Annotated in this window: 19 protein-coding genes and 3 pseudogenes; 17 read left to right on the top strand and 5 right to left on the bottom strand. The window is 71.2% G+C overall.

Annotated elements, in window-relative coordinates; translation table 11 throughout:
- Positions 1-22 precede the first annotated feature (22 nt).
- Positions 23-772 (top strand): SDR family NAD(P)-dependent oxidoreductase, encoded by a 750-nt coding sequence (locus JN350_RS04130; protein ID WP_205463638.1) that lies wholly within the window; start codon positions 23-25, stop codon positions 770-772.
- A 4-nt stretch (positions 773-776) separates the two neighbouring features.
- Here JN350_RS04130 and JN350_RS04125 read toward each other — a convergent pair whose 3' ends face one another.
- Positions 777-1,184, bottom strand: coding sequence for a MarR family winged helix-turn-helix transcriptional regulator (locus JN350_RS04125; RefSeq protein ID WP_111085883.1), 408 nt, complete (start codon positions 1,182-1,184; stop codon positions 777-779).
- A gap of 81 nt (positions 1,185-1,265) precedes the next feature.
- Between JN350_RS04125 and JN350_RS04120 the strand changes: the two genes are divergently transcribed.
- The 11 genes and pseudogenes from JN350_RS04120 to JN350_RS04080 all read left to right on the top strand — a co-directional run bounded on the left by JN350_RS04120 (position 1,266) and on the right by JN350_RS04080 (position 9,940).
- Positions 1,266-1,604 (top strand): hypothetical protein, encoded by a 339-nt coding sequence (locus JN350_RS04120; protein ID WP_205463637.1) that lies wholly within the window; start codon positions 1,266-1,268, stop codon positions 1,602-1,604.
- The gene (locus JN350_RS04115) at positions 1,520-2,209 is read left to right on the top strand and encodes a quinone oxidoreductase family protein (RefSeq protein WP_205463636.1); all 690 of its coding nucleotides are present in this window, start codon (positions 1,520-1,522) and stop codon (positions 2,207-2,209) included. The genes JN350_RS04120 and JN350_RS04115 overlap by 85 nt, the downstream gene beginning before the upstream one ends.
- A 109-nt stretch (positions 2,210-2,318) precedes the next feature.
- Positions 2,319-4,259 (top strand): annotated as a pseudogene (locus tag JN350_RS04110) (proton-conducting transporter transmembrane domain-containing protein); the annotation flags it as partial.
- A 95-nt stretch (positions 4,260-4,354) separates the two neighbouring features.
- A pseudogene (locus tag JN350_RS20575) lies at positions 4,355-4,525 on the top strand (hypothetical protein); the annotation flags it as partial.
- Positions 4,526-4,588: 63 nt separating this feature from the next.
- Complete coding sequence (locus JN350_RS20570) at positions 4,589-5,230, top strand: MnhB domain-containing protein (RefSeq protein WP_461964362.1); 642 nt, start codon at positions 4,589-4,591, stop codon at positions 5,228-5,230.
- Positions 5,227-5,679 (top strand): Na(+)/H(+) antiporter subunit C, encoded by a 453-nt coding sequence (locus tag JN350_RS04105; protein WP_308202611.1) that lies wholly within the window; start codon positions 5,227-5,229, stop codon positions 5,677-5,679. Before JN350_RS20570 ends, JN350_RS04105 begins: the two co-directional genes overlap by 4 nt.
- A pseudogene (locus JN350_RS04100) lies at positions 5,676-7,365 on the top strand (Na+/H+ antiporter subunit D). Before JN350_RS04105 ends, JN350_RS04100 begins: the two are co-directional and overlap by 4 nt.
- Positions 7,362-7,946, top strand: coding sequence for a Na+/H+ antiporter subunit E (locus JN350_RS04095; RefSeq protein WP_123294606.1), 585 nt, complete (start codon positions 7,362-7,364; stop codon positions 7,944-7,946). Before JN350_RS04100 ends, JN350_RS04095 begins: the two are co-directional and overlap by 4 nt.
- Entirely contained in the window at positions 7,943-8,287 is a 345-nt protein-coding gene (locus tag JN350_RS04090) for a sodium:proton antiporter (RefSeq protein ID WP_205463635.1), read from the top strand. The genes JN350_RS04095 and JN350_RS04090 overlap by 4 nt, the downstream gene beginning before the upstream one ends.
- A gap of 5 nt (positions 8,288-8,292) precedes the next feature.
- Complete coding sequence (locus JN350_RS04085; RefSeq protein WP_228505532.1) at positions 8,293-8,640, top strand: cation:proton antiporter; 348 nt, start codon at positions 8,293-8,295, stop codon at positions 8,638-8,640.
- 67 nt (positions 8,641-8,707) lie between these two features.
- A complete protein-coding gene (locus JN350_RS04080; RefSeq protein ID WP_205463634.1) occupies positions 8,708-9,940 on the top strand; it encodes an ATP-binding protein in 1,233 nt (410 codons plus the stop codon).
- A gap of 55 nt (positions 9,941-9,995) precedes the next feature.
- On the opposite strand, the gene JN350_RS04075 is transcribed toward JN350_RS04080, so the two are convergent.
- On the bottom strand, positions 9,996-11,261 hold the full coding sequence (locus JN350_RS04075; protein ID WP_205463633.1) for an MFS transporter: 1,266 nt from the start codon (positions 11,259-11,261) through the stop codon (positions 9,996-9,998).
- 206 nt (positions 11,262-11,467) lie between these two features.
- Between JN350_RS04075 and JN350_RS04070 the strand changes: the two genes are divergently transcribed.
- Positions 11,468-12,514, top strand: a complete 1,047-nt coding sequence (locus JN350_RS04070; protein WP_205463632.1) for an aldo/keto reductase — start codon at positions 11,468-11,470, stop codon at positions 12,512-12,514.
- Between the two features lie 8 nt (positions 12,515-12,522).
- On the opposite strand, the gene mgrA is transcribed toward JN350_RS04070, so the two are convergent.
- Positions 12,523-13,566 carry an L-glyceraldehyde 3-phosphate reductase gene (gene mgrA / locus JN350_RS04065; RefSeq protein WP_205463631.1) on the bottom strand — a complete coding sequence of 348 codons (1,044 nt, stop codon included), beginning with the start codon at positions 13,564-13,566 and terminating at the stop codon, positions 12,523-12,525.
- 55 nt (positions 13,567-13,621) lie between these two features.
- On the opposite strand from mgrA, the gene JN350_RS04060 reads away from it, so the two are divergent.
- The 3 genes from JN350_RS04060 (at position 13,622) to soxR (ending at position 15,767) form a co-directional block, all read left to right on the top strand.
- Positions 13,622-14,110, top strand: coding sequence for an iron chaperone (locus JN350_RS04060; RefSeq protein WP_205463630.1), 489 nt, complete (start codon positions 13,622-13,624; stop codon positions 14,108-14,110).
- 48 nt (positions 14,111-14,158) lie between these two features.
- Positions 14,159-15,205: a YdcF family protein gene (locus JN350_RS04055; protein WP_205463629.1), complete on the top strand. Its 1,047-nt coding sequence runs from the start codon at positions 14,159-14,161 to the stop codon at positions 15,203-15,205.
- A 79-nt stretch (positions 15,206-15,284) separates the two neighbouring features.
- Positions 15,285-15,767 carry a redox-sensitive transcriptional activator SoxR gene (soxR, locus tag JN350_RS04050; protein ID WP_111085894.1) on the top strand — a complete coding sequence of 161 codons (483 nt, stop codon included), beginning with the start codon at positions 15,285-15,287 and terminating at the stop codon, positions 15,765-15,767.
- Here soxR and JN350_RS04045 read toward each other — a convergent pair.
- Positions 15,764-16,204, bottom strand: coding sequence for a MarR family winged helix-turn-helix transcriptional regulator (locus JN350_RS04045; protein ID WP_240347534.1), 441 nt, complete (start codon positions 16,202-16,204; stop codon positions 15,764-15,766). The genes soxR and JN350_RS04045 overlap by 4 nt on opposite strands.
- A gap of 46 nt (positions 16,205-16,250) precedes the next feature.
- On the opposite strand from JN350_RS04045, the gene JN350_RS04040 reads away from it, so the two are divergent.
- Positions 16,251-17,492, top strand: coding sequence for a multidrug effflux MFS transporter (locus tag JN350_RS04040; protein WP_205463628.1), 1,242 nt, complete (start codon positions 16,251-16,253; stop codon positions 17,490-17,492).
- 81 nt (positions 17,493-17,573) lie between these two features.
- Here the strand turns inward: JN350_RS04040 and JN350_RS04035 are convergent, their stop codons facing one another.
- Positions 17,574-18,272 (bottom strand): phosphatase PAP2 family protein, encoded by a 699-nt coding sequence (locus JN350_RS04035; RefSeq protein WP_194648962.1) that lies wholly within the window; start codon positions 18,270-18,272, stop codon positions 17,574-17,576.
- Positions 18,273-18,323 lie beyond the last annotated feature (51 nt).

The raw sequence follows: 18,323 nt of genomic DNA, 5'->3' as shown, positions 1-18,323 counted from the left end.
CGCACCGACGACAGGAGCAACGATGCACCTCGACCTGACCGACCGTGTGGTGGTCGTGACCGGCGCAGCACGCGGGATCGGACGCACGCTCGCCGATCGCTTCGCTGCCGAGGGCTGCCGCGTCGTCGCCCTCGACCTGGCCTTCGAGCCCGACTTCCCGCTCGACCACGTCGTGTGCAACGTCGCCGATCCGGAGTCGGTCCGGGCCGCCGTCGACGAGGTCGTCGCCCGCCACGGCACGATCGACGTGCTCGTGAACAACGCCGGCATCAACGTCGAGGGCACCATCGCCGAGTTGCAGTGGGACGCCTGGCGCCGGTGCATGGACGTCAACCTCGGGGGCACCTTCCTGATGAGCCAGGCCGTCGCGCCGGTGATGCAGGCCGCGGGCCGGGGGCGGATCATCAACGCCGCCTCGTTCGCCGCGATCATCCCGAGTGTCGGCAGCGCTGCCTACGCGGCGTCCAAGGCCGCGGTCGTCTCGTTCACCCGGGTGCTGGCGTCGGAGCTCGGCCCGTGGGGCATCACCGTCAACGCGTACGCGCCGGGCATGGTCCCGACGGCGATGAACGGCTTCGCGACCATGCCGACCGAGGCCCAGGACCGCCTGCTCGACACCCTGTCGCTGCGCCGGTGGGAGACCGCGGACGACGTCGCCGACCTGCTCGTCTTCGTGGCGAGCGACGCCTCGGGCTACATCACCGGCACCCTGCTCGACGTCTCCGGCGGCAAGCTCGCGACGCAGATCCCGGCACGCGCACACGGCCGCTGAGGGTTCAGCGCAGCATCCGCTCCAGGAGCGCGCGCAGCTGCCGCCGGTCCCGCTCCGGCAACCGAGCGGTGAGCGGCAGCAGTGCATCGCGGATCGCGCCCTCGAGCGAGCGCGCCACCTCGAGACCGGCGTCGGTGATCACGACGTCCACCGCACGGGCGTCGTCCGCGTTCGGCTGCCGTGCGAGCAACCCCTTCTTCTCCGCGCGCGCCACCAAACCGGTCATCGTCGACTTCTCGAGCCCCAGGTACTGCGCCAGGTCACCGATCCGCAGACGACGGTCACGCAGGATCGCGAGGACCCGCAGCTGCGTCAGTGACAGCCCCGCATCGGCCGCGAGCCCGGTCAGCGGGCCCATCGTCCGGAACGCGGCCTCGCCCAGGGCATCGACGAGCTGCTCGTCCTCGGTCATCTCCTGCACGACTCCAGCGTAGTTGACGAACTTCGTGATGCGAACTACTTTGTTCGTAACACGAAGCAAATGGAGGACACCATGCACGCAGCAGTCGTCACCGAGTTCGGCCACGCCCCGACCTGGCAGGAGTTCGGCGAACCGGCTCCCGGACCCGGCGAGGTCGTCGTCGACGTCGTCGCGGCCGGGCTCCACCCGCGGGTCCGGTCGCAGGCCGACGGTTCGCACTACACGAGCGAGGGCGCGCTCCCCTGGTCCCCGGCGTCGACGGCGTCGCCCGGTTCCCCGACGGCACGCTCCGCTACGTCGCCGTCGCGAGCGACACCCGCGGCACCATGGCCGAGCGCGTCGCGGTCGACCCGCGGGCGAGCGTCGTCCTGCCCCACGGTGCCGACCCGGTCACCGTGGCCGCCGGCGTGAACCCGGTGCTGTCGTCGTGGGTGGCCCTGCGCCGGCGGATCGACTTCGCCCCGGGCAGCCACGTCCTCGTGCTCGGCGCGACCGGGGCCTCGGGCACTGCGGCGGTGCAGGTGGCGAAGCACCTCGGTGCCGCACACGTCGTCGCGAGCGGGCGCAACCCGGAGCGGCTGGCGGCGCTCACCGCCCTCGGCGCCGACGTCGTGCTGCCGTTGACCGACGTCGACGCCCTCGGTACAGCGGCAGCCGACGTGGACGTCGTCATCGACTACGTCTGGGGCCAGCCCGCGGCCGACGTGATGCGCGCCGTCGTCACCGCCCGCACCGACCCGGGCCGCCGACTCGACTGGATCGCGATCGGCTCCACCGCGGGACACGAGGCGACGATCCCGTCCGCGGCGCTGCGCGCCACGGGCCTGACGATCGTCGGCAGTGGGCAGGGCTCGGTCGGCCGCGCCGGGTTCGTCGCCGAGCTCCCGGGCATCGTCGGTGCGATCGCGGACGGCACCGTCCGGGTGGACGCGACGGCCGTGCGGTTGGCGGACGTCGAGGCGACGTGGGCCGGACAGCCCGCCGGGAGCACGGGCAGAGTGGTGTTCACAGTGTGAACCGAGCGCGCGCAGGCTGTCCGGTCGCACAGGTTCTCCACATCCCACTCTTCGTAGGCTGTGAGGGCCCAGTGAGCCGGACTGCAGCCCGACCCCGAGGAGGTGCCCGATGGTCCTCGTCCTCGTCGCGTTCGCGATCGTCGCCCTGATCGTCCCCGCCCTGACCCCCGTCCTCGGCCGCCGCGTGTTCTACGTCGCAGCCCTCGCGCCCGCAGCCGCCGCCGTGCTGACGGTGCTGCAGACGGACGCAGCCCTGCACGGCAGCGTCGTCGAACGGCACCGGTGGGTCCCGCAGCTCGACCTCGAGATCACACTGCGGATGGACGCCCTGTCGTGGGTGCTCGCGCTCGTGGTGTCGATCGTCGGGGCCCTCGTGCTCGTCTACTGCGCCTCGTACTTCGGGCGCGACGAACCGGGGATCGGCCGGTTCGCAGGCGTGCTGACCGCGTTCGCCGGGTCGATGTTCGGCCTCGTCCTCGCCGACGACGTCATCGTGCTCTTCGTCCTGTGGGAAGCGACCACGGTCTTCTCGTACCTGCTCATCGGACACGACGCCGACAAGCGTGCGAGCCGTGCGGCCGCGATGCAGGCCCTCGTCGTCACCACCGCCGGCGGTCTGGCGATGCTCGCCGGTCTGGTCATGCTGTCGGTCGCGGCGGGCACGACCTCGCTCTCCGGCATCATCGCCGCTCCGCCGACCGGACCGATCGTCACCGTCTCGGTGGTCCTCGTCCTGCTCGGCGCGCTGACGAAGTCGGCGATCGTGCCGTTCCACTTCTGGTTGCCGGCGGCCATGGCCGCTCCGACCCCGGTCAGCGCGTACCTGCACGCGGCTGCGATGGTGAAGGCCGGCATCTACCTCGTGGCCCGGCTCGCCCCGGCGTTCGCACTGCTCGACGGCTGGCGCGAGACCATCACCGTGCTCGGTGTCCTCGGCATGCTCATCGGTGGCTACCGGGCGCTCCGCCAGACCGACCTCAAGCTCCTGCTCGCCTACGGCACCGTCGCGCAGCTCGGGTTCCTCGTGCTCGCCGCCGGGTGGGGCGCGCCCGCGGTGGCGCTCGGCGGAGTCGCGCTGCTCGTGGCGCACGCCGCGTTCAAGTCCACGCTCTTCCTGGTGGTCGGTGCGATCGACCACACCACCGGCACCCGCGACCTCGGGCGCCTGAGTGGCCTCGGCCGGAAGGCACCGTGGCTGGCCGTCGTGGCCGCCCTCGCGCTCGTGTCCATGGCCGGCATCCCGCCGACGATCGGCTTCGTCGCGAAGGAAGCCGTGCTGACCGGCTTCACCGAGTCGCTGCACGGCCCCGACGCCGGCTGGGCGTGGACCGCCCTCATCGGTGTGACCCTCGGCTCGGTGCTCACCGTGGCGTACTCACTCCGGTTCTTCTGGGGAGCGTTCGCCCGCAAGCCCGACGTCGCCCAGACGGAACCGCACGCGCTGCACGGCCTGGGTGTGGTGCCGTCGATCCTGGCGCTGACCGGCCTCGCCCTCGGCTTGCTGACCCCGGTCGTCGCGCACGGCATCGAGCCCGCCGCGACGGTGGCCTCGCTCCCCGGCGAGGAAGTGCCCCACCTCGCACTCTGGCACGGCCTCGAACCGGCACTCGGCATCTCCGCCGTCACCCTGGTCGGCGGCCTCGCGCTGTTCGCCCTCCGACGACCGGTCGAGGCACTGCAGCACCAGCTCGCCGGGTTCCCGAGCGCCTCGGGCACCTACCGGCACCTCATGCGCGGCCTCGACCGGTTCGCGACGGGCCTGACCGCCGGTGTCCAGCGGGGTTCGCTCCCCTACTACCTGACGGTGATCCTGTCGGTGTTCGTCGCGGGTGCACTCGCGAACCTCCTGCTCGGCGGCCCGTGGGAGTTCCACGTCCGGTTCTCGGACTCGTGGGGGCAGATCCCGGTCGTCATCGTGATGTCCGTCGGTGCCATCGCCGTCCTCACCGCGAAGACCCGGTTCGCCGCCGCCGTCCTGGTGGGTGTGACCGGCTACGGCATGTCCGTCCTGTTCGTGCTGCACGGCGCGGTCGACCTCGCACTCACCCAGCTCGTGGTCGAGACCGTCACCCTCATCGCGTTCGTCCTGGTGCTCCGGCGGCTCCCCCGCGCATCGCGACGACGAACCCGAGCCGGTTCCGCATCGTGCGCGCGCTCTTCGCGGGGCTGGCCGGCCTCACGCTGGCGGTCGTCGTCATCGTCGCCGCCTCGGCGCGCACCGCCGACCCGATCTGGCCGGACCTGCCGGCGCTCACGAGCTCGTTCGGGCACGGCCTCAACGTCGTCAACGTCGCCCTCGTCGACCTGCGCGGCTGGGACACCCTCGGTGAGCTCACCGTCGTCGTCGCCGCGGCCACGGGCGTCGCGAGCCTCATCTTCGTGAACTCCCGCGAGGACACGCTGCCCCGGCTCCGCGACCTGCCGGAGACCCTGACGGCCGACGGCCAGCGCACCGACGGCGAGCCGCGCGCCTGGCTGCCGACGAGCGCCGCCATCCCGACCGGCCGCTCGGCACTCCTCGACGTCGTGGTCCGACTGCTGTTCCACGGGCTCATCGTCCTGTCGGTCTACCTGCTGTTCGCCGGGCACAACGCGGCCGGCGGCGGCTTCGCCGGTGGCCTCGTCGCCGGCATCGCGCTGGCGGCCCGCTACCTGGCTGGCGGCCCGGCAGAACTCGGCGCCGCCGCCCCGGTCCGGGCCGGTCGACTGCTCGGGCTCGGTGTCGCGACGGCGGCGATCACCGCGATCGTGCCGCTGTTCTTCGGTCGCGAAGCCCTGTACTCCGAGTTCTTCGAGGCGACCGTCCCGATCCTCGGCCACGTCGAGTTCGTCACCGCCACGTTCTTCGACATCGGCGTGTACCTGGTCGTCGTCGGCCTGGTGCTCGACGTCCTCCGCAGCCTCGGCGCCGAGGTGGACCGGCAACGCCTCGAGGACGCCTCGGCGCCCACCCGCGACACCACCGAGGGGTCAGTCCGCGACACCCTCGAGGCCCCCACCCCGGAAGGGAGCGCCACATGACCGTCACCCTCGTCCTCGTGATCGCGATGGCCGTGCTGTTCTCCTGCGGCGTCTACCTGCTGCTCGAACGGTCCCTGACCCGGATGCTGCTCGGCTTCCTGCTGCTCGGCAACGCCCTGAACCTGCTCCTGCTGGTGATGTCCGGCGCCGCCGGCAACCCGCCGATCGGCAAGTCCTCCGAGGGCATCACCGACCCGCTCCCCCAGGCCTTCGCGCTGACCGCGATCGTCATCACCTTCGCCGTCAGCGCATTCCTGCTCGCCCTCATCCACCGCTCGTGGCAGCTGTCCCGCGCCGACGAGGTCGAGGTCGACGAAGCCGACGTCGCCATCGGCCGCCCGCGCGACGACCCCGACGACGACCCCGAAGCCGACTTCGACCCGAAGTCCCCCGAGGACGCCGACGATCCGCACGAACACCAACCGCACCAGGACGGAGTGACCCGATGACCTGGCTCGTCCCGCTCCTCGTCCTCGTCCCGCTGCTCGGCGCAGCCGTCGCACTCGGCCTCCTGCGGCACCAGAAGCTGCAGCGTGCGATCACCGTCGTGGTGCTCGTCGTCGCACTCGCCGTCGCCGCGACCCTCATGGTGCTCGTCGACCACCACGGCACGATCGTCGTGCAGGTCGGTGGGTGGGACGCCCCGTACGGCATCTCGCTGGTGGTCGACCGGCTGAGCGCCCTGCTCCTCACGGTGAGCGCCAGCGTGCTGCTCATCGTCCTGCTGTTCTCGATCGGCCAGGGGCTCGCAGCCGACGACGGTGAAGCCCCGGTCACGATCTTCTACCCGACCTACCTCGTGCTGGCCGCGGGCGTGCTCGACTCGTTCATCGCCGGCGACCTGTTCAACCTGTACGTCGCGTTCGAGATGCTGCTCGTGGCGAGCTACGTGCTCATCACCCTGGGCGGCAGCGAGCAGCGGGTCCGAGCCGGCACCACGTACATCGTCACGAGCCTGATCGCGTCGGCGATCTTCCTCGCCGCGATCGGCCTGGTGTACGGCGCGACCGGCACGGTCAACATCGCACAGATCAGCGAGCGCGTCGCCGACCTGCCCGAGCACGTGCAGCTGCTCCTGCACACCATGCTGCTCATCGGGTTCGGCATCAAGGCGGCGGTCTTCCCGCTGGCCTTCTGGCTGCCGGACTCGTACCCGACCGCCCCGGCCCCGGTCACGGCCGTCTTCGCCGGTCTGCTGACGAAGGTCGGCATCTACGCGATCATCCGCCTCGAGACGGTGATCTTCCCCGGGCCGCAGTTGAACAACGTGCTGCTCGTGGTGGCGGTGTTGACGATGGTCGTCGGGGTGCTCGGTGCGGTGTCCCAGACCGACGTCAAGCGTCTGCTGTCCTTCACGCTCATCAGCCACATCGGCTTCATGGTGATGGGTGTCGGGCTCGGGACGGTCGCGGGGACGGCTGCCGCGGTGTTCTACACGGTGCACCACATCGTCGTGCAGACCACGTTGTTCCTGGTGTCCGGCCTGATGGAACGCGTCGGTGGGACCACGTCGACCCGGTCGCTCGGCGGGTTGTTGAAGGCCGCGCCGCTGTTGGCCGCGCTGTACCTGGTCCCGGCGTTCAACCTGGGCGGCATCCCCCGTTCTCCGGCTTCATCGGCAAGCTCGGGCTGTTCCGCGCCGCCGCCGAGGACGGCTCCCCGCTGGCGTACGTCACGATCGCCGCCGGCGTGGTCACGTCGCTCCTCACGCTGTACGCGCTGATGCGCGTGTGGGACGCCGCCTTCTGGCGGCCGAAGCCCGCGGCCGAGGCCGCGGCGCCGCACGCGACGACCGCCGAACCGCACGCCGCCCTGCGGTCGCCGGAACCCGCCCCCTGACCGTCTCCGAGGAGACGGGTGAGGCCTTCCACCCAGGAGGCTCGGTGACGGTCACCGACGCACCCCACGCGAGCAGTGCCTCCCGCCCGACCACCGGGTCGACCGAGACGGTCGGCGAAGCGCCGACCAAGGTCCGGCTGCCACGCATGCTCGTCGGCGTGACGACGGTCGCGGTCCTCGGATCCGTCGCCCTCACCGTGGTCGCGGGACCGCTCTACGGGTACGCCAGCCGCGCAGCGGAGTCGCTCGAGTCGCCGGACCGGTACGTGCAGGCCGTCCTCGGAGGTGACCGGTGAACACCGACACCCGACACGTCGCCAACGCCCGCCGCATCGCGGTGGCGTGGCGGTACGACGTCCCACTCGTCGCCGGTCTGACCGTCCTGTGGGCCCTGCTCTGGGGCTCGTGGACACCACTGACCCTGCTCTGCGGCATCGTGGTGGCGCTCCTGGTCACCCAGGCGCTGCCGCTGCCGCCGGTCCCGCTGTCAGCCCGGTTCTCGATCGTGCACGCCGTCCGGTTCCTCGTGGTGTGGTCAGGGCTCGTCATCACGGCGTCGTTCCGGGTCGCCTGGGTCGCGTTCCGCCCGCGGGGCGTCCGCCGCAGCTCCATCACGCTCGTGCAGCTGCACTCCACCGCCGAGATGACCTTCACGCTGGCGACCCTCGCGATCTCGCTGGTGCCCGGCTCGTACGTCGCCGACGTCGACCTGCGGCGCCGGCGCCTGCTGCTGCACGTGCTCGACACCGAACGGGTCGAGCAGGTCGAGGCCGCTCGTCGCGAGGCCCTCGGTATCGAGGCCATGGTGATCCGTGCCCTGGGTTCGAAGCAGGACGTCTCCGAACTGTCCGAACCGCTGCCGGAGGTCACCCGATGAGCGCCGCCGTCGTCGTCATGGGGATCGGCATCGCCCTGGTCCTGGCGCTGCTCGGCGCCACCCTCGCACTCGCGGTCTTCCGGATCGTGCGCGGCCCGACGATCCTCGACCGGATGATCGGATCGGACATGGTCCTGACGACCGTGCTCGTGGTGATCGCGGCGTCGATGGTGGTCCGGCGCGACCTGACCGGGGTCCCCGTGCTCGTGGTGATCGCGGCGACGAGCGTGTTCGCGACCGTCGCGGTGGCCCGCGCGGTCACGCCGTCGTCAGACCCGTCGGACGAGGGGCTCACCGTCACCACCCCCGAGCACGCCGCCGAAGCAGAGGAGCAGTCGTGACCGAGATGATCCAGGCGTTTCTCGACGGCGCCGGCGTGCGGGCGTGGATCGCGCTCGCCCTGCTGCTCATCGGTTCGCTGCTGTCCCTCGGCGCCGGCGTCGGCATCGTGCGGTTCCCGGACCCGCTCGTCCGCCTGCACGCCATGGCGAAGCCGCAGGTGCTCGGGTTGGCGTTCGCCCTGGCCGCGATCGTGGTCGCGGTGGGGACCTGGACGGCGTTCTGGGTCGTCCTGCCCATCATGGTGTTCCAGCTGTTCCTGGTGCCCGTCTCGACGCACATGATCGCCCGCGCCGGGCTGCGTGCCGACGACTACCGGCACGAGGACCTGTTGGTCGACGACACCGAGTCCTGATCTTTCGAGTGTTATCCCATTTTATCTGCGATGACTAAAACGAGGTAAATCCGCTAAGGTCTGGCGCATGGACAGCGTGAGGAATCCGTACACGCCGAACGCCGGAGCGACTCCCGAGATCGTTGCGGGACGCTTCGAACACACCCGCGCTTTCGAAGTGCTCCTCCAGCGGCTCGCCCGCGGGCGTACAGACCAGTCGCTGATCATGACCGGGCTCCGAGGCGTCGGGAAGACGGTGCTGCTCAACGAGTTCGCGGAGCTGGCACGAACGGCGAACTGGGAGGTCGTCGAGCTCGAGGCGAGCAAGCACGACGATGGACAGTTCCGGCAGACGATGGCCTCGCTCCTCCGGTCGGCACTGCTCCAGATCTCTCCACGCAAGCGATGGACGGATCGCGCGCGACGGGCGGCCGAAGTCCTGACCGCCTTCGGCATGTCCGTGGACCACACCGGTACGTGGTCGATGACCTGGGATGTCGAGCCGGCGGAGGGGTTGGCTGATCACGGCGACCTCGCCCTGGACCTGACGGACGTCCTCGTCGCGCTCGGACAGGCTGCGCAGGAACACGGTCGGGGCGTCGCGATCCTCGTGGACGAAGTACAGTTCCTGCGGTCAGCGCAGCTCGAAGCCATGATCCAGGCCCTGCACAAGACAGTCCAGCGCAAGCTCCCGATCACCTTCGTCGGCGCCGGGCTCCCCCAGATCGCCGAGCTCGCTGGCGACGCAAAGTCCTACGCGGAGCGCCTCTTCAGGTTCCCGGAGATCGACTCGCTCGGCGACGACGACGCCAGGGAGGCGCTCATCCGCCCGGCCGAGCTGGAGGAGGCCTCGTTCGCTTCCGACGCCGTCGACCTCGCACTGGAGATCACCAAGGGGTACCCCTACTTCCTCCAGGAGCTCGGATACCAGGCCTGGGAGATCGCCGCTGGTCCGGAGATCACCGCCGACGACATCGACGCCGCTCGCGAGGGGTACCTCACCAAACTGGACCGGTCGTTCTTCCGGGTGCGCCTCGACCGCGCAACAGGATTGCAGACCGCCTACCTCCGTGCCATGGCGGAGCTCGGACCGGACGCGCACAAGGCCGCCGATGTTGCTCGAGTCCTCAAGCGGGAGTCCACGCAACTCGGGCCGACTCGAGCGGAGCTGATCGACATGGGCCTCTTGTACACCCCCGAACACGGATACGCAGCGTTCACCGTCCCGGACTTCGACCAGTTCATGCTTCGAGCTGTGCCGGAGCTCGTGGTCCCGGAAGTCCGACGCCGTGCTCGTCGGAACAGCGACGGCCATCCCTGAACGGCGACAGGGTTCGGACGCCAAGGAGACCGCGATCGGCCCGGTGCGATCTGCTTCAGGCAGCCGTCCGGCGACGCAGCAGCAGGTTGACGACGGCCGCCAGCACGACGACCGCTGCCGAGGCGGCGGGGAGCACCATCGCCGCGGCTGTGCCGTGCTGCTCGGCCAGGTCGCCGGTGATGGCGGACGCGATCGACTGCCCGACGATCACGGCGGAACCGAGGATCGTCATCGTGGTCGCGGACCGGCCGACCGGTGAACGGTCCGAACCGAGGCTGTACTGGGCGACGAGGGTCGGGCCGATGCCGACGCCCATGATCGCCAGGACGATGCCGACCGCCACGACGGAGTCGGCCTGCGAGAACGCGATCGCGCCGCCGAGCAGCACGACGCCGAACACGAGCCAGCGCCAGCCGAGGCCGAACGACCGCGGGAACGCTGCGGACCCGAGCGCGAGTCCGGCAGAACCGATGCCCATCAGGCCGTAGAGCAGGCCGGCCTGGGACGCCTCGCCGTGGGTCTCCATGAACGCCGTCAGCGACGTCAGGGTCGAGCCGAAGAACAGGCCGATGCCGAGGATCCCGACGACGACCACCACGAGCCGCGGACGCAGGAGCTGACGCGCCGGGGCCTGGGTCAGTTCCTCGTGCTGCCCGAGCACGAGCTTGCCGGTGGGGTGCAGCGCGAACGCGGTCACGAACACGAAGGTCAGGGCCGAGGCGCCGGCGACCGCGACCCACGGGGCGATCGCGCTGGCGAGGATGCCGACCAGGAACGGGCCGATGATGAAGACGGTCTCGTCGGCGGCCGACTCGTACGCCATCGTGCCGCTGAGGGTCTTCTCGCGGCGGGCCGGTCGCATGCGCTGCGCGATGATGGCGACGAGCCGGGTGCGGGACATCGGCGCGACCTGGGGCGCGGACGCCCCGATGCAGAACGCCATCGCGAGCACGGCCAGGTCCGGCGCGCTGCCGCTGACGACGAAGGGGAACGCGCCGAGCAGCGCCGCGTTGACGAGGCCGACGGGGACGAGCACGGCACGCTGGCCGAACCGGTCCGCGGCGGCGCCGACCATCGGTCCGAACACCGCGGCACCGATGCCGACCGAGGCGGAGTTCACGCCGCCGAGGGCCACGGAGTCACGCGCCGCCACCACGAGGGTGAGGACCCCGACGACCATCATGGCGAACGGCAGGCGGGCGATGAACGCCACCGGGAAGTACCAGCGTCCGGCGAGGGAGACGAGCGAGGCGTCTCCGGCGGTCGCGGTGGCCGTGCGCTCCGGCGCGGGCGCGGACGGGGTGGGACTGGTGTGGAGCATGGGGGTGTGCCTTCTCGGCCCGGCCCGGTTCGGTGGGGGCGGACCCATCGGGTGCCGCCGTTGTCCGCCGGGGAGCCGGCGGCCGGTAGATACACACTGCGTGTTTCAGAACTGCGCCCATCGTACCAACCGTTCCGGTCGGGGCCAGGGGTAATGCTTCGTCACCGGACCGTCCTGCGGCCCGCACGGCCCATATCGTGGCGCGCATGGAACAGCGACGCATGGGGCGCACGGGGGCGCCCGTCAGCTCGCTGACGCTCGGGACGCGTGCCGTCGCCGGCGTCGCGGCCAACGACCCGTCGGCCGGTGTGACCCTCGTGCTCGAGGCACTCACCCGCGGCGTGACGTCGGTCGACGTCTCGGACGCCGACGGCGCGGGCCTGGCCGAGACCGCGGTGGGCGCGGCGATCGCCGGACGGCGTGAGGACGTGTTCCTGTCGGTGCGGTTCGGCGCCCCGGTCGACCAGGACCCGGCGCACCGCGGCAACGGGCGGCGGTGGATGTTCCGTGCCGTGGAGCGGAGCCTGCAGCGACTCGGCACCGACGTCATCGACCTGTACCAGCCGGCACTGCCGGACCCGGCGACGTCGCTCGACGAGACACTCGACGCCCTCGCTGACCTGGTCGCACAGGGCAAGATCCGCGCCTTCGGCCTCCCCGGGTTCCCGGCCGAGGAGCTCGTCGAGGCGCAGTGGCTGCGGTCCGGGTCGAAGAGCGCCACCGCGACGCACGTGCCCTACTCGATCCTCACCCGCACGGCGGAGCGCACGGTGTTCCCGGTCGCCCGTCGTTTCGGTCTCGGGGTCCTGGCCGGAGCACCCCTCGCCGGCGGCTGGCTCGCGGGGACCTACCGCGCCGGCACCGTCCAACCACGCTCACCACACGTCGACGAACAACCGGACGCGTACGACATCGGCGCCCCGCGGAACCGTCGGAAGCTCGAGGTCGCCGACCGGCTCGGACGCCTGGCCGACGACTCCGGGTTCACGGTGTCGGAGCTCGCGGTCGCCTTCGCCCTGACACACCCCGACGTGTCCTCGGTGGTGATCGGGCCGCGTACCGTGTCGCACGTCGACGCCTACGTGCAGGCGTCCGAGATCGTCCTCGACGACGGGCTGCTCGACGCGATCGACGCGATCGTCGCGCCGGGCACCCACGTGCTCGAACGGGACACCGGGTTCGCGCTGCCGGCGCTCAGTCGCGAGCGACTCCGCGGTCGCACCCCGGTGGGTGCGGCACCGCACCGCTCGTAGGTCCGCGGTCAGGAGACCTCGCCGGCACGCGCTCCCGCCCACAGGTCGACGTCGGTGATGCCGACGGAGTGCTGGTCGATGGTGCGGAGCTCCTCGTCGGTGAACGAGGTGTTCGCCAGCGCCGCGACGTTGTCCTCGAGCTGCGACACCTTCGACGCCCCGATCACGAGCGAGGTCACCCGCTCGTCCCGGAGCGCCCAGGCCAGTGCGAGCTGCGCCAGGGACTGTCCACGAGCGGCGGCGACGTCGTTCAGCGCTCGGAGGTGCCCGACGACCTCTGGTGTGATGCTCGAGGCGTCGAGCGACTTGCCGGCGGCGGCTCGGGAGTCCGACGGCACCCCGTCCAGGTACTTGCCGGTGAGCAGGCCCTGCGCCAGTGCGGTGAAGCCGATCACGCCGAAGCCGTGTTCGCCTGCGGCGTCGAGCAGCCCCTCGGTCTCGATCCAGCGGTTGAGCATCGAGTACGACGGCTGGTGGATGAGCAGCGGCGTGCCGAGGTCGCGCAGGATCGCGGCCGCTTGACGGCTGCGCTCCGCGTCGTACGACGAGATGCCGACGTAGAGCGCCTTGCCCTGCTGGACCGCGGTGTGCAGCGCGCCCATCGTCTCCTCGAGCGGGGTCGAGGCGTCGAGTCGGTGCGAGTAGAAGACGTCGACGTAGTCGAGACCCGTCCGCTGCAGGGACTGGTCGAGCGAGGCCAGCACGTACTTCCGTGAACCGCCACCCTGACCGTACGGCCCCGGCCACATGTCCCAGCCGGCCTTGGTCGACACGATCATCTCGTCGCGGTAGGGCCGGAAGTCCTCACGCATCAGACGCCCGAAGTTCACCTCGGCGGCTCCGTACGGCGGACCGTAGTTGTTCGCCAGGTCGTGGTGGGTGATGCCGAGGTCGAAGGCCCGACGGCTGATCGCGCGCTGCGTCTCGAACGGCACGTCGTCACCGAAGTTGTGCCAGTACCCCAGGGAGAGCAGCGGCAGGTCGAGGCCGGAGCGGCCGGTGCGGCGGTACGTCATCGAGTCGTAGCGGTCGTCGCTGGCGATGTAGGTCATGGACCGAGCCTGCCAGCAGCACCATCGGACGAGCGCAGCACGCGCGAGCGGGTGCATGATCGACGCACCGACACAGAAGGGCACGACCATGGCGCGGACGACGAAGACCGAGGGCACCTTCACCGACGAGGAACGCGCGGCGATGCAGGAGCACGCCGCCGAGGTCAGACGCACCCGCGGCACGAAGGGCACCAAGGCGGAGAAGGCGGCAGCGGACGCCGCCGCGGTCGAGGTGAAGATCGCCGAGATGCCCCAGCCGGACCGGGGACTCGCGGAACGCATCCACCGGATCGCGCTCGAGGTCGCGCCCGACCTCGCACCGAAGCTCTGGTACGGCATGCCCGCGTACTACAAGGACGGCAAGGCGGCGTTCTTCTTCCAGGACGCCGCGAAGTTCACGGCCCGCTACTCGACGCTCGGGTTCCAGGACTCGGCTGCACTCGACGACGGCTCGTTCTGGCCGACGTCGTGGGCGATCACGCCGGAGTTCTCCGAGGCGGACGAGGCGACCGTCGCCGCCCTGATCCGCCGCGCGGTCGCCTGATCCGGGCGGGTACCGTGAGCGCATGACCGCGCTCCGTTGGGCCGACCGATGACCGCCCTGGGCGCAGCGCCCGTCTTCGCCCTGGTGTTCCTCGTGCTCTACCTGGTGGGGCGGCGGCACGACCCGCGGATGCTCCGGAACGGCGTGTTCCTGACGGCAGCGGCGTTCTTCGCACTCGCCACGGCCGTGTCCGCCCTGACGATCGTCGTACCGGGGTTCAGCCTGGTCGTCGGCATCGTGTTCCTGCTCGTCCCGCTCGCGGTCGCCGTCCTCGGCGTGGCCCTCATCGCGAACGGGTTCCAGATGCTCCGCTCCGAGGGGCGCAGTCTCGGCAACACGCTGTCGCTGGTCGCCGGGGTGCTCGTGTTCGTGCTGCCCGCGGTCGCCATCGCCCTGTTCGTGTCCGCCAGCGGCGAGGGCTTCACGCTCTGGGACGGCACCCGGATCGCGGTCGCCGTGCTGATGGTGTTCGTCTGCGGGTACTTCGCGGTGTCCCTCGTCGCGTTCGCCGTGTACTCCGTGGTCTACGGCCGGATGCGCCACGGGACGGTGCCGGACGCGATCGTCGTCCTCGGTTCCGGGCTGATCCGCGGCGAGGTGCCGCCCCTGCTCCGCAGCCGTCTCGACCGGGCGCTCGTGGTCTACCGCGCCGAGCGGGCCGCCGGGCGCCGGCCACTGTTGATCCCCTCCGGCGGGCAGGGCGACGACGAGCCTCGCCCCGAGGGCACCGCGATGGCGGAGTACCTGCTGGCGAACGGCGCAGATCCCGAGGACGTCCGGCCCGAGACCGAGTCACGCAACACCCGCGAGAACCTGCGGTTCTCGCGCGCCGTCCAGGCCGAGGCCGGGCGCGACGGTCAGGTCGTCGTGGTCACGAACGACTACCACGTGCTCCGCGCCGCCACCCTGGCCCGGCGGCTCGACCTGCCGGCACAGGTGGTGGGTTCGCGGACGGCGCCGTACTACGTGCCGAGCGCGTTCCTGCGCGAGTTCGTCGCGGTGGTCGTCGAGCACCGATGGCTCAACGTGGTGGCGTGCACGCCGTTCGTGCTGTTCACCGCGTTCCTGCTCTGGGAGTCGTTCCAGCAGCGGTAGACGTGACCGACGGACGGACGGGAGGCCCGTGGCGGGCCCGCCACGGGCCTCCCGTCCGAGCCACCGTAAGATCTCGACCATGGTCGAGATCCAGCCGCCCCGCCCGACCGACCTCCTCCCGATCGGCGAGATCGTCCGACGCACCGGCGTCGCCGCGTCGGCCCTGCACTTCTACGAGCGCAAGGGCCTGATCCGGCCCGAGCGCACCGACGGCGGCACGCGGATGTACCCGCGACACGTCGAACGGCGGATCGCGATCATCCAGGTGGCGAAGCGCCTCGGCATCCCGCTCAGCGAGGTCGCCGAGCAGTTCGGCACGCTGCCGGCCGACCGGATGCCGTCCCTGCGCGACTGGAACCGACTGAACGAGCGGTGGCGTGCACGGCTCCGGGCCCGCCAGCTGGAACTCGAGCGGCTGCAGCAGGAGATGACGCAGTGCATCGGGTGCGGCTGCGTCTCGCTCGGGGCGTGTTCGGTCGTGAACCCGGGCGACACGCTCGGCGACGAAGGACACGGCGCTCGGCGGCTACTGCCGATCGAGGACGACGCGCCGCAGGACTAGACCCCGCGGAGTCCCTCGTCGATCCGGTCGAGCAGCGCGAGCGCCCCGGGCAACCCGGCGTCGTCGTCGCCGAGCGCGTCGCGGAGCTTGCCGGCCCAGTGCGCGCGGAGGCGTCCGATGCTCTCCCGTGCCACGTCGGTCGAGTGCAGCTGCACGGTCCGCGCATCGTCCGGGTCCTGCCGCCGTTCGACCATCCCCTTCGACACCAGGGAGCGCAGCGCGACGCTGAGGTTGCTGCGCTTGAGCGCGGTCGCCCCCGCCGTCGCGCTCGGCGAGGTGCCGGGGTTGCGGTCGACCCAGCGCATCACGAGCGCCTCGGTCCCGGTGAGCGGCACGATGTCGAGCGCCCCGGCGCCGTGCGGGTCGATCTCCCGCGAGATCCGCAGCACGACGTCGGCGAGGTCGGCGAGGACGTGGTCGGACACGGCGGAGTGCATGTCCGTACTGTACCGAGGATCGGTAATGATTTATGCTTTCATAACAATGACCACGGACACCGGAACCATCCGCGCGCACGTCGCGAAACCCACGACCAGGCAGCAGGGCATCACGACCCCGCTGCTGCTGGTGCTCGGCCTGCTCAGCGCCGTCGCCCCCTTCGCCACCGACCTGTACCTGCCGGCGTTCCCGCAGATGACCACCGAGCTCGGTGCGAGCGCCACCACCGTGCAGCTCACGCTGACCGCGTTCCTGGTCGGTGTCACGGCCGGCCAGCTGGTCTTCGGCCCGCTGTCCGACCGGTTCGGCCGCGTGCCGCCGCTCATCGCCGGCGCGGCGCTGTGCGTCCTCGCGAGCGTCGCCGCCGTGTTCGCACCGAACATCGGCGTGCTCATCGCGGCCCGACTCCTGCAGGGTCTGGGCGGTGCGGCTGGCATGGTGATCAGCCGTGCGGTCATCTCCGACCTGGCGACCGGCAAGCCCGCAGCCCGCGCGTTCTCGCTCATGATGATCGTCGGCGGGGTCGCCCCGGTCGTCGCTCCGCTGCTCGGCGGCCTGCTCACCGGCCCGATCGGCTGGCGCGGACTGCTGTCGATCGTCCTCGGTCTGTCCGTGGTCATGCTCGTCGCGGTGCTCGCCGTGATCCGCGAGACCCACCTGAAGGCGCACCGCGACGTGCTGCGCGAGGAGCGCAAGGGCTCCGGTTCGCCGCTCCGCGCGCTGCGCTCCCGCACCTTCCTCGGCTACATCGCCGTGTTCGGCTTCGCGTTCGCCGTGATGATGGCCTACATCTCGGCCTCGCCGTTCCTGTACCAGGACATGATCGGGCTCGGCACCGTCGGCTACGGCCTGGCCTTCGGGCTGAACGCGCTCGCCCTGATGGGTGTGAGCATCGTGTCCGCCAAGCTCACCGAGACCCGTTCGGTCACCGGCGTGCTGTCGCTCGGCATCGCCCTGGTGTTCGCGTCGACGGTGGCGTTCGCGTTGCTCGTCGTCTTCGCGGCGCCGGTGTTCTGGCTCGCCGTCCCGCTGTTCACCGCGGTCGGCTCGCTCGGCCTGGTGCTCGGCAACGCCACGGCGCTGGCACTCGGTGCGGTCCCCGCCGCTGCCGGCAGCGCGTCGGCCGTGCTCGGGGCGTTGCAGTTCGGGCTCGCGGCGCTGGTGTCCCCGCTCGTCAGCATCGGCGGGTCGGCGACGGCAGCACCGCTGGCGATCGTGATGCTCGCGGCAGCCGTGGTGGCCGTCGTGGCACTGCTCGTCGCCCGGGGTCGCACCCGCCTGGCCTGATTCGGTCGGGGTCGACCCGGAACGACTTCATCGACGTCGCACGACAACGAGGAAGTCGTTCCGAGTCGGCAGCCCCGTCGACTACCGCCCCCGCAGGAACGGGATCCGCGGCATGAGCCAGTCGACCCACACCACCCGCACCCCCGGGGCCACGGCGAGCGCCCACAGGATCGAGGCCACCGCGTCGGTCGGGTAGTGCACCGCGTCGATCGACACCGAGAAGAACACCACCACGATCGCGACGACCCCGAGCGTGCGTGCGAGCCGGTGCCACCGGGTCTCGCGCAACAGCCAGATCAGCGCGATCACGAACGCCGTGATGTAGACGGTGTGCCCGCTCGGGTACCCGGGGTCGGGCTGCACGGGGAACGGGTGCGGCAGCACGGCGACGTCGGGCCTGGCGCGGTGGACGATCTCCTTCACGACCGCGGACGGCACCCACGTGATGGCGATCGTGCCGCCGAAGGCCAGGGCCGGGCGGAGACTCCGGGTGCGCCACCAGATCACGGCCACGACGACGACGGTGATCCCGATCGCCGGACCCGGACTGATGACGTGGTAGACGGCGGTGGTGAACGCCCCGATCGCGCCGGTGTGCAGGGCGTTCAGAGCCTTCGACAGTCCGAGGTCGACCGTGCCGAGGGCGAACCCGACGAGCGTGATGACGACCACGGCGATGACCGCGATCGCGACGGAGACGAGCGGGTACGGCGACGGCTCGAGGATCCCGGTGCCGTCGGACTCCGGTCGGCGGGGGCGGAGCAGCGGCGCGTCGGTCATCCGACCATCGTCCCAGCCCGGACTCCGACCGAGGGCCCCGCGAGCCTCTGA

The organism is Curtobacterium sp. 24E2 (assembly GCF_016925595.1).
GTDB lineage: Bacteria > Actinomycetota > Actinomycetes > Actinomycetales > Microbacteriaceae > Curtobacterium.
The sequence above is the reverse complement of the archived record's forward strand: the minus strand, read 5'-3'. Positions and strand labels throughout refer to the sequence as shown.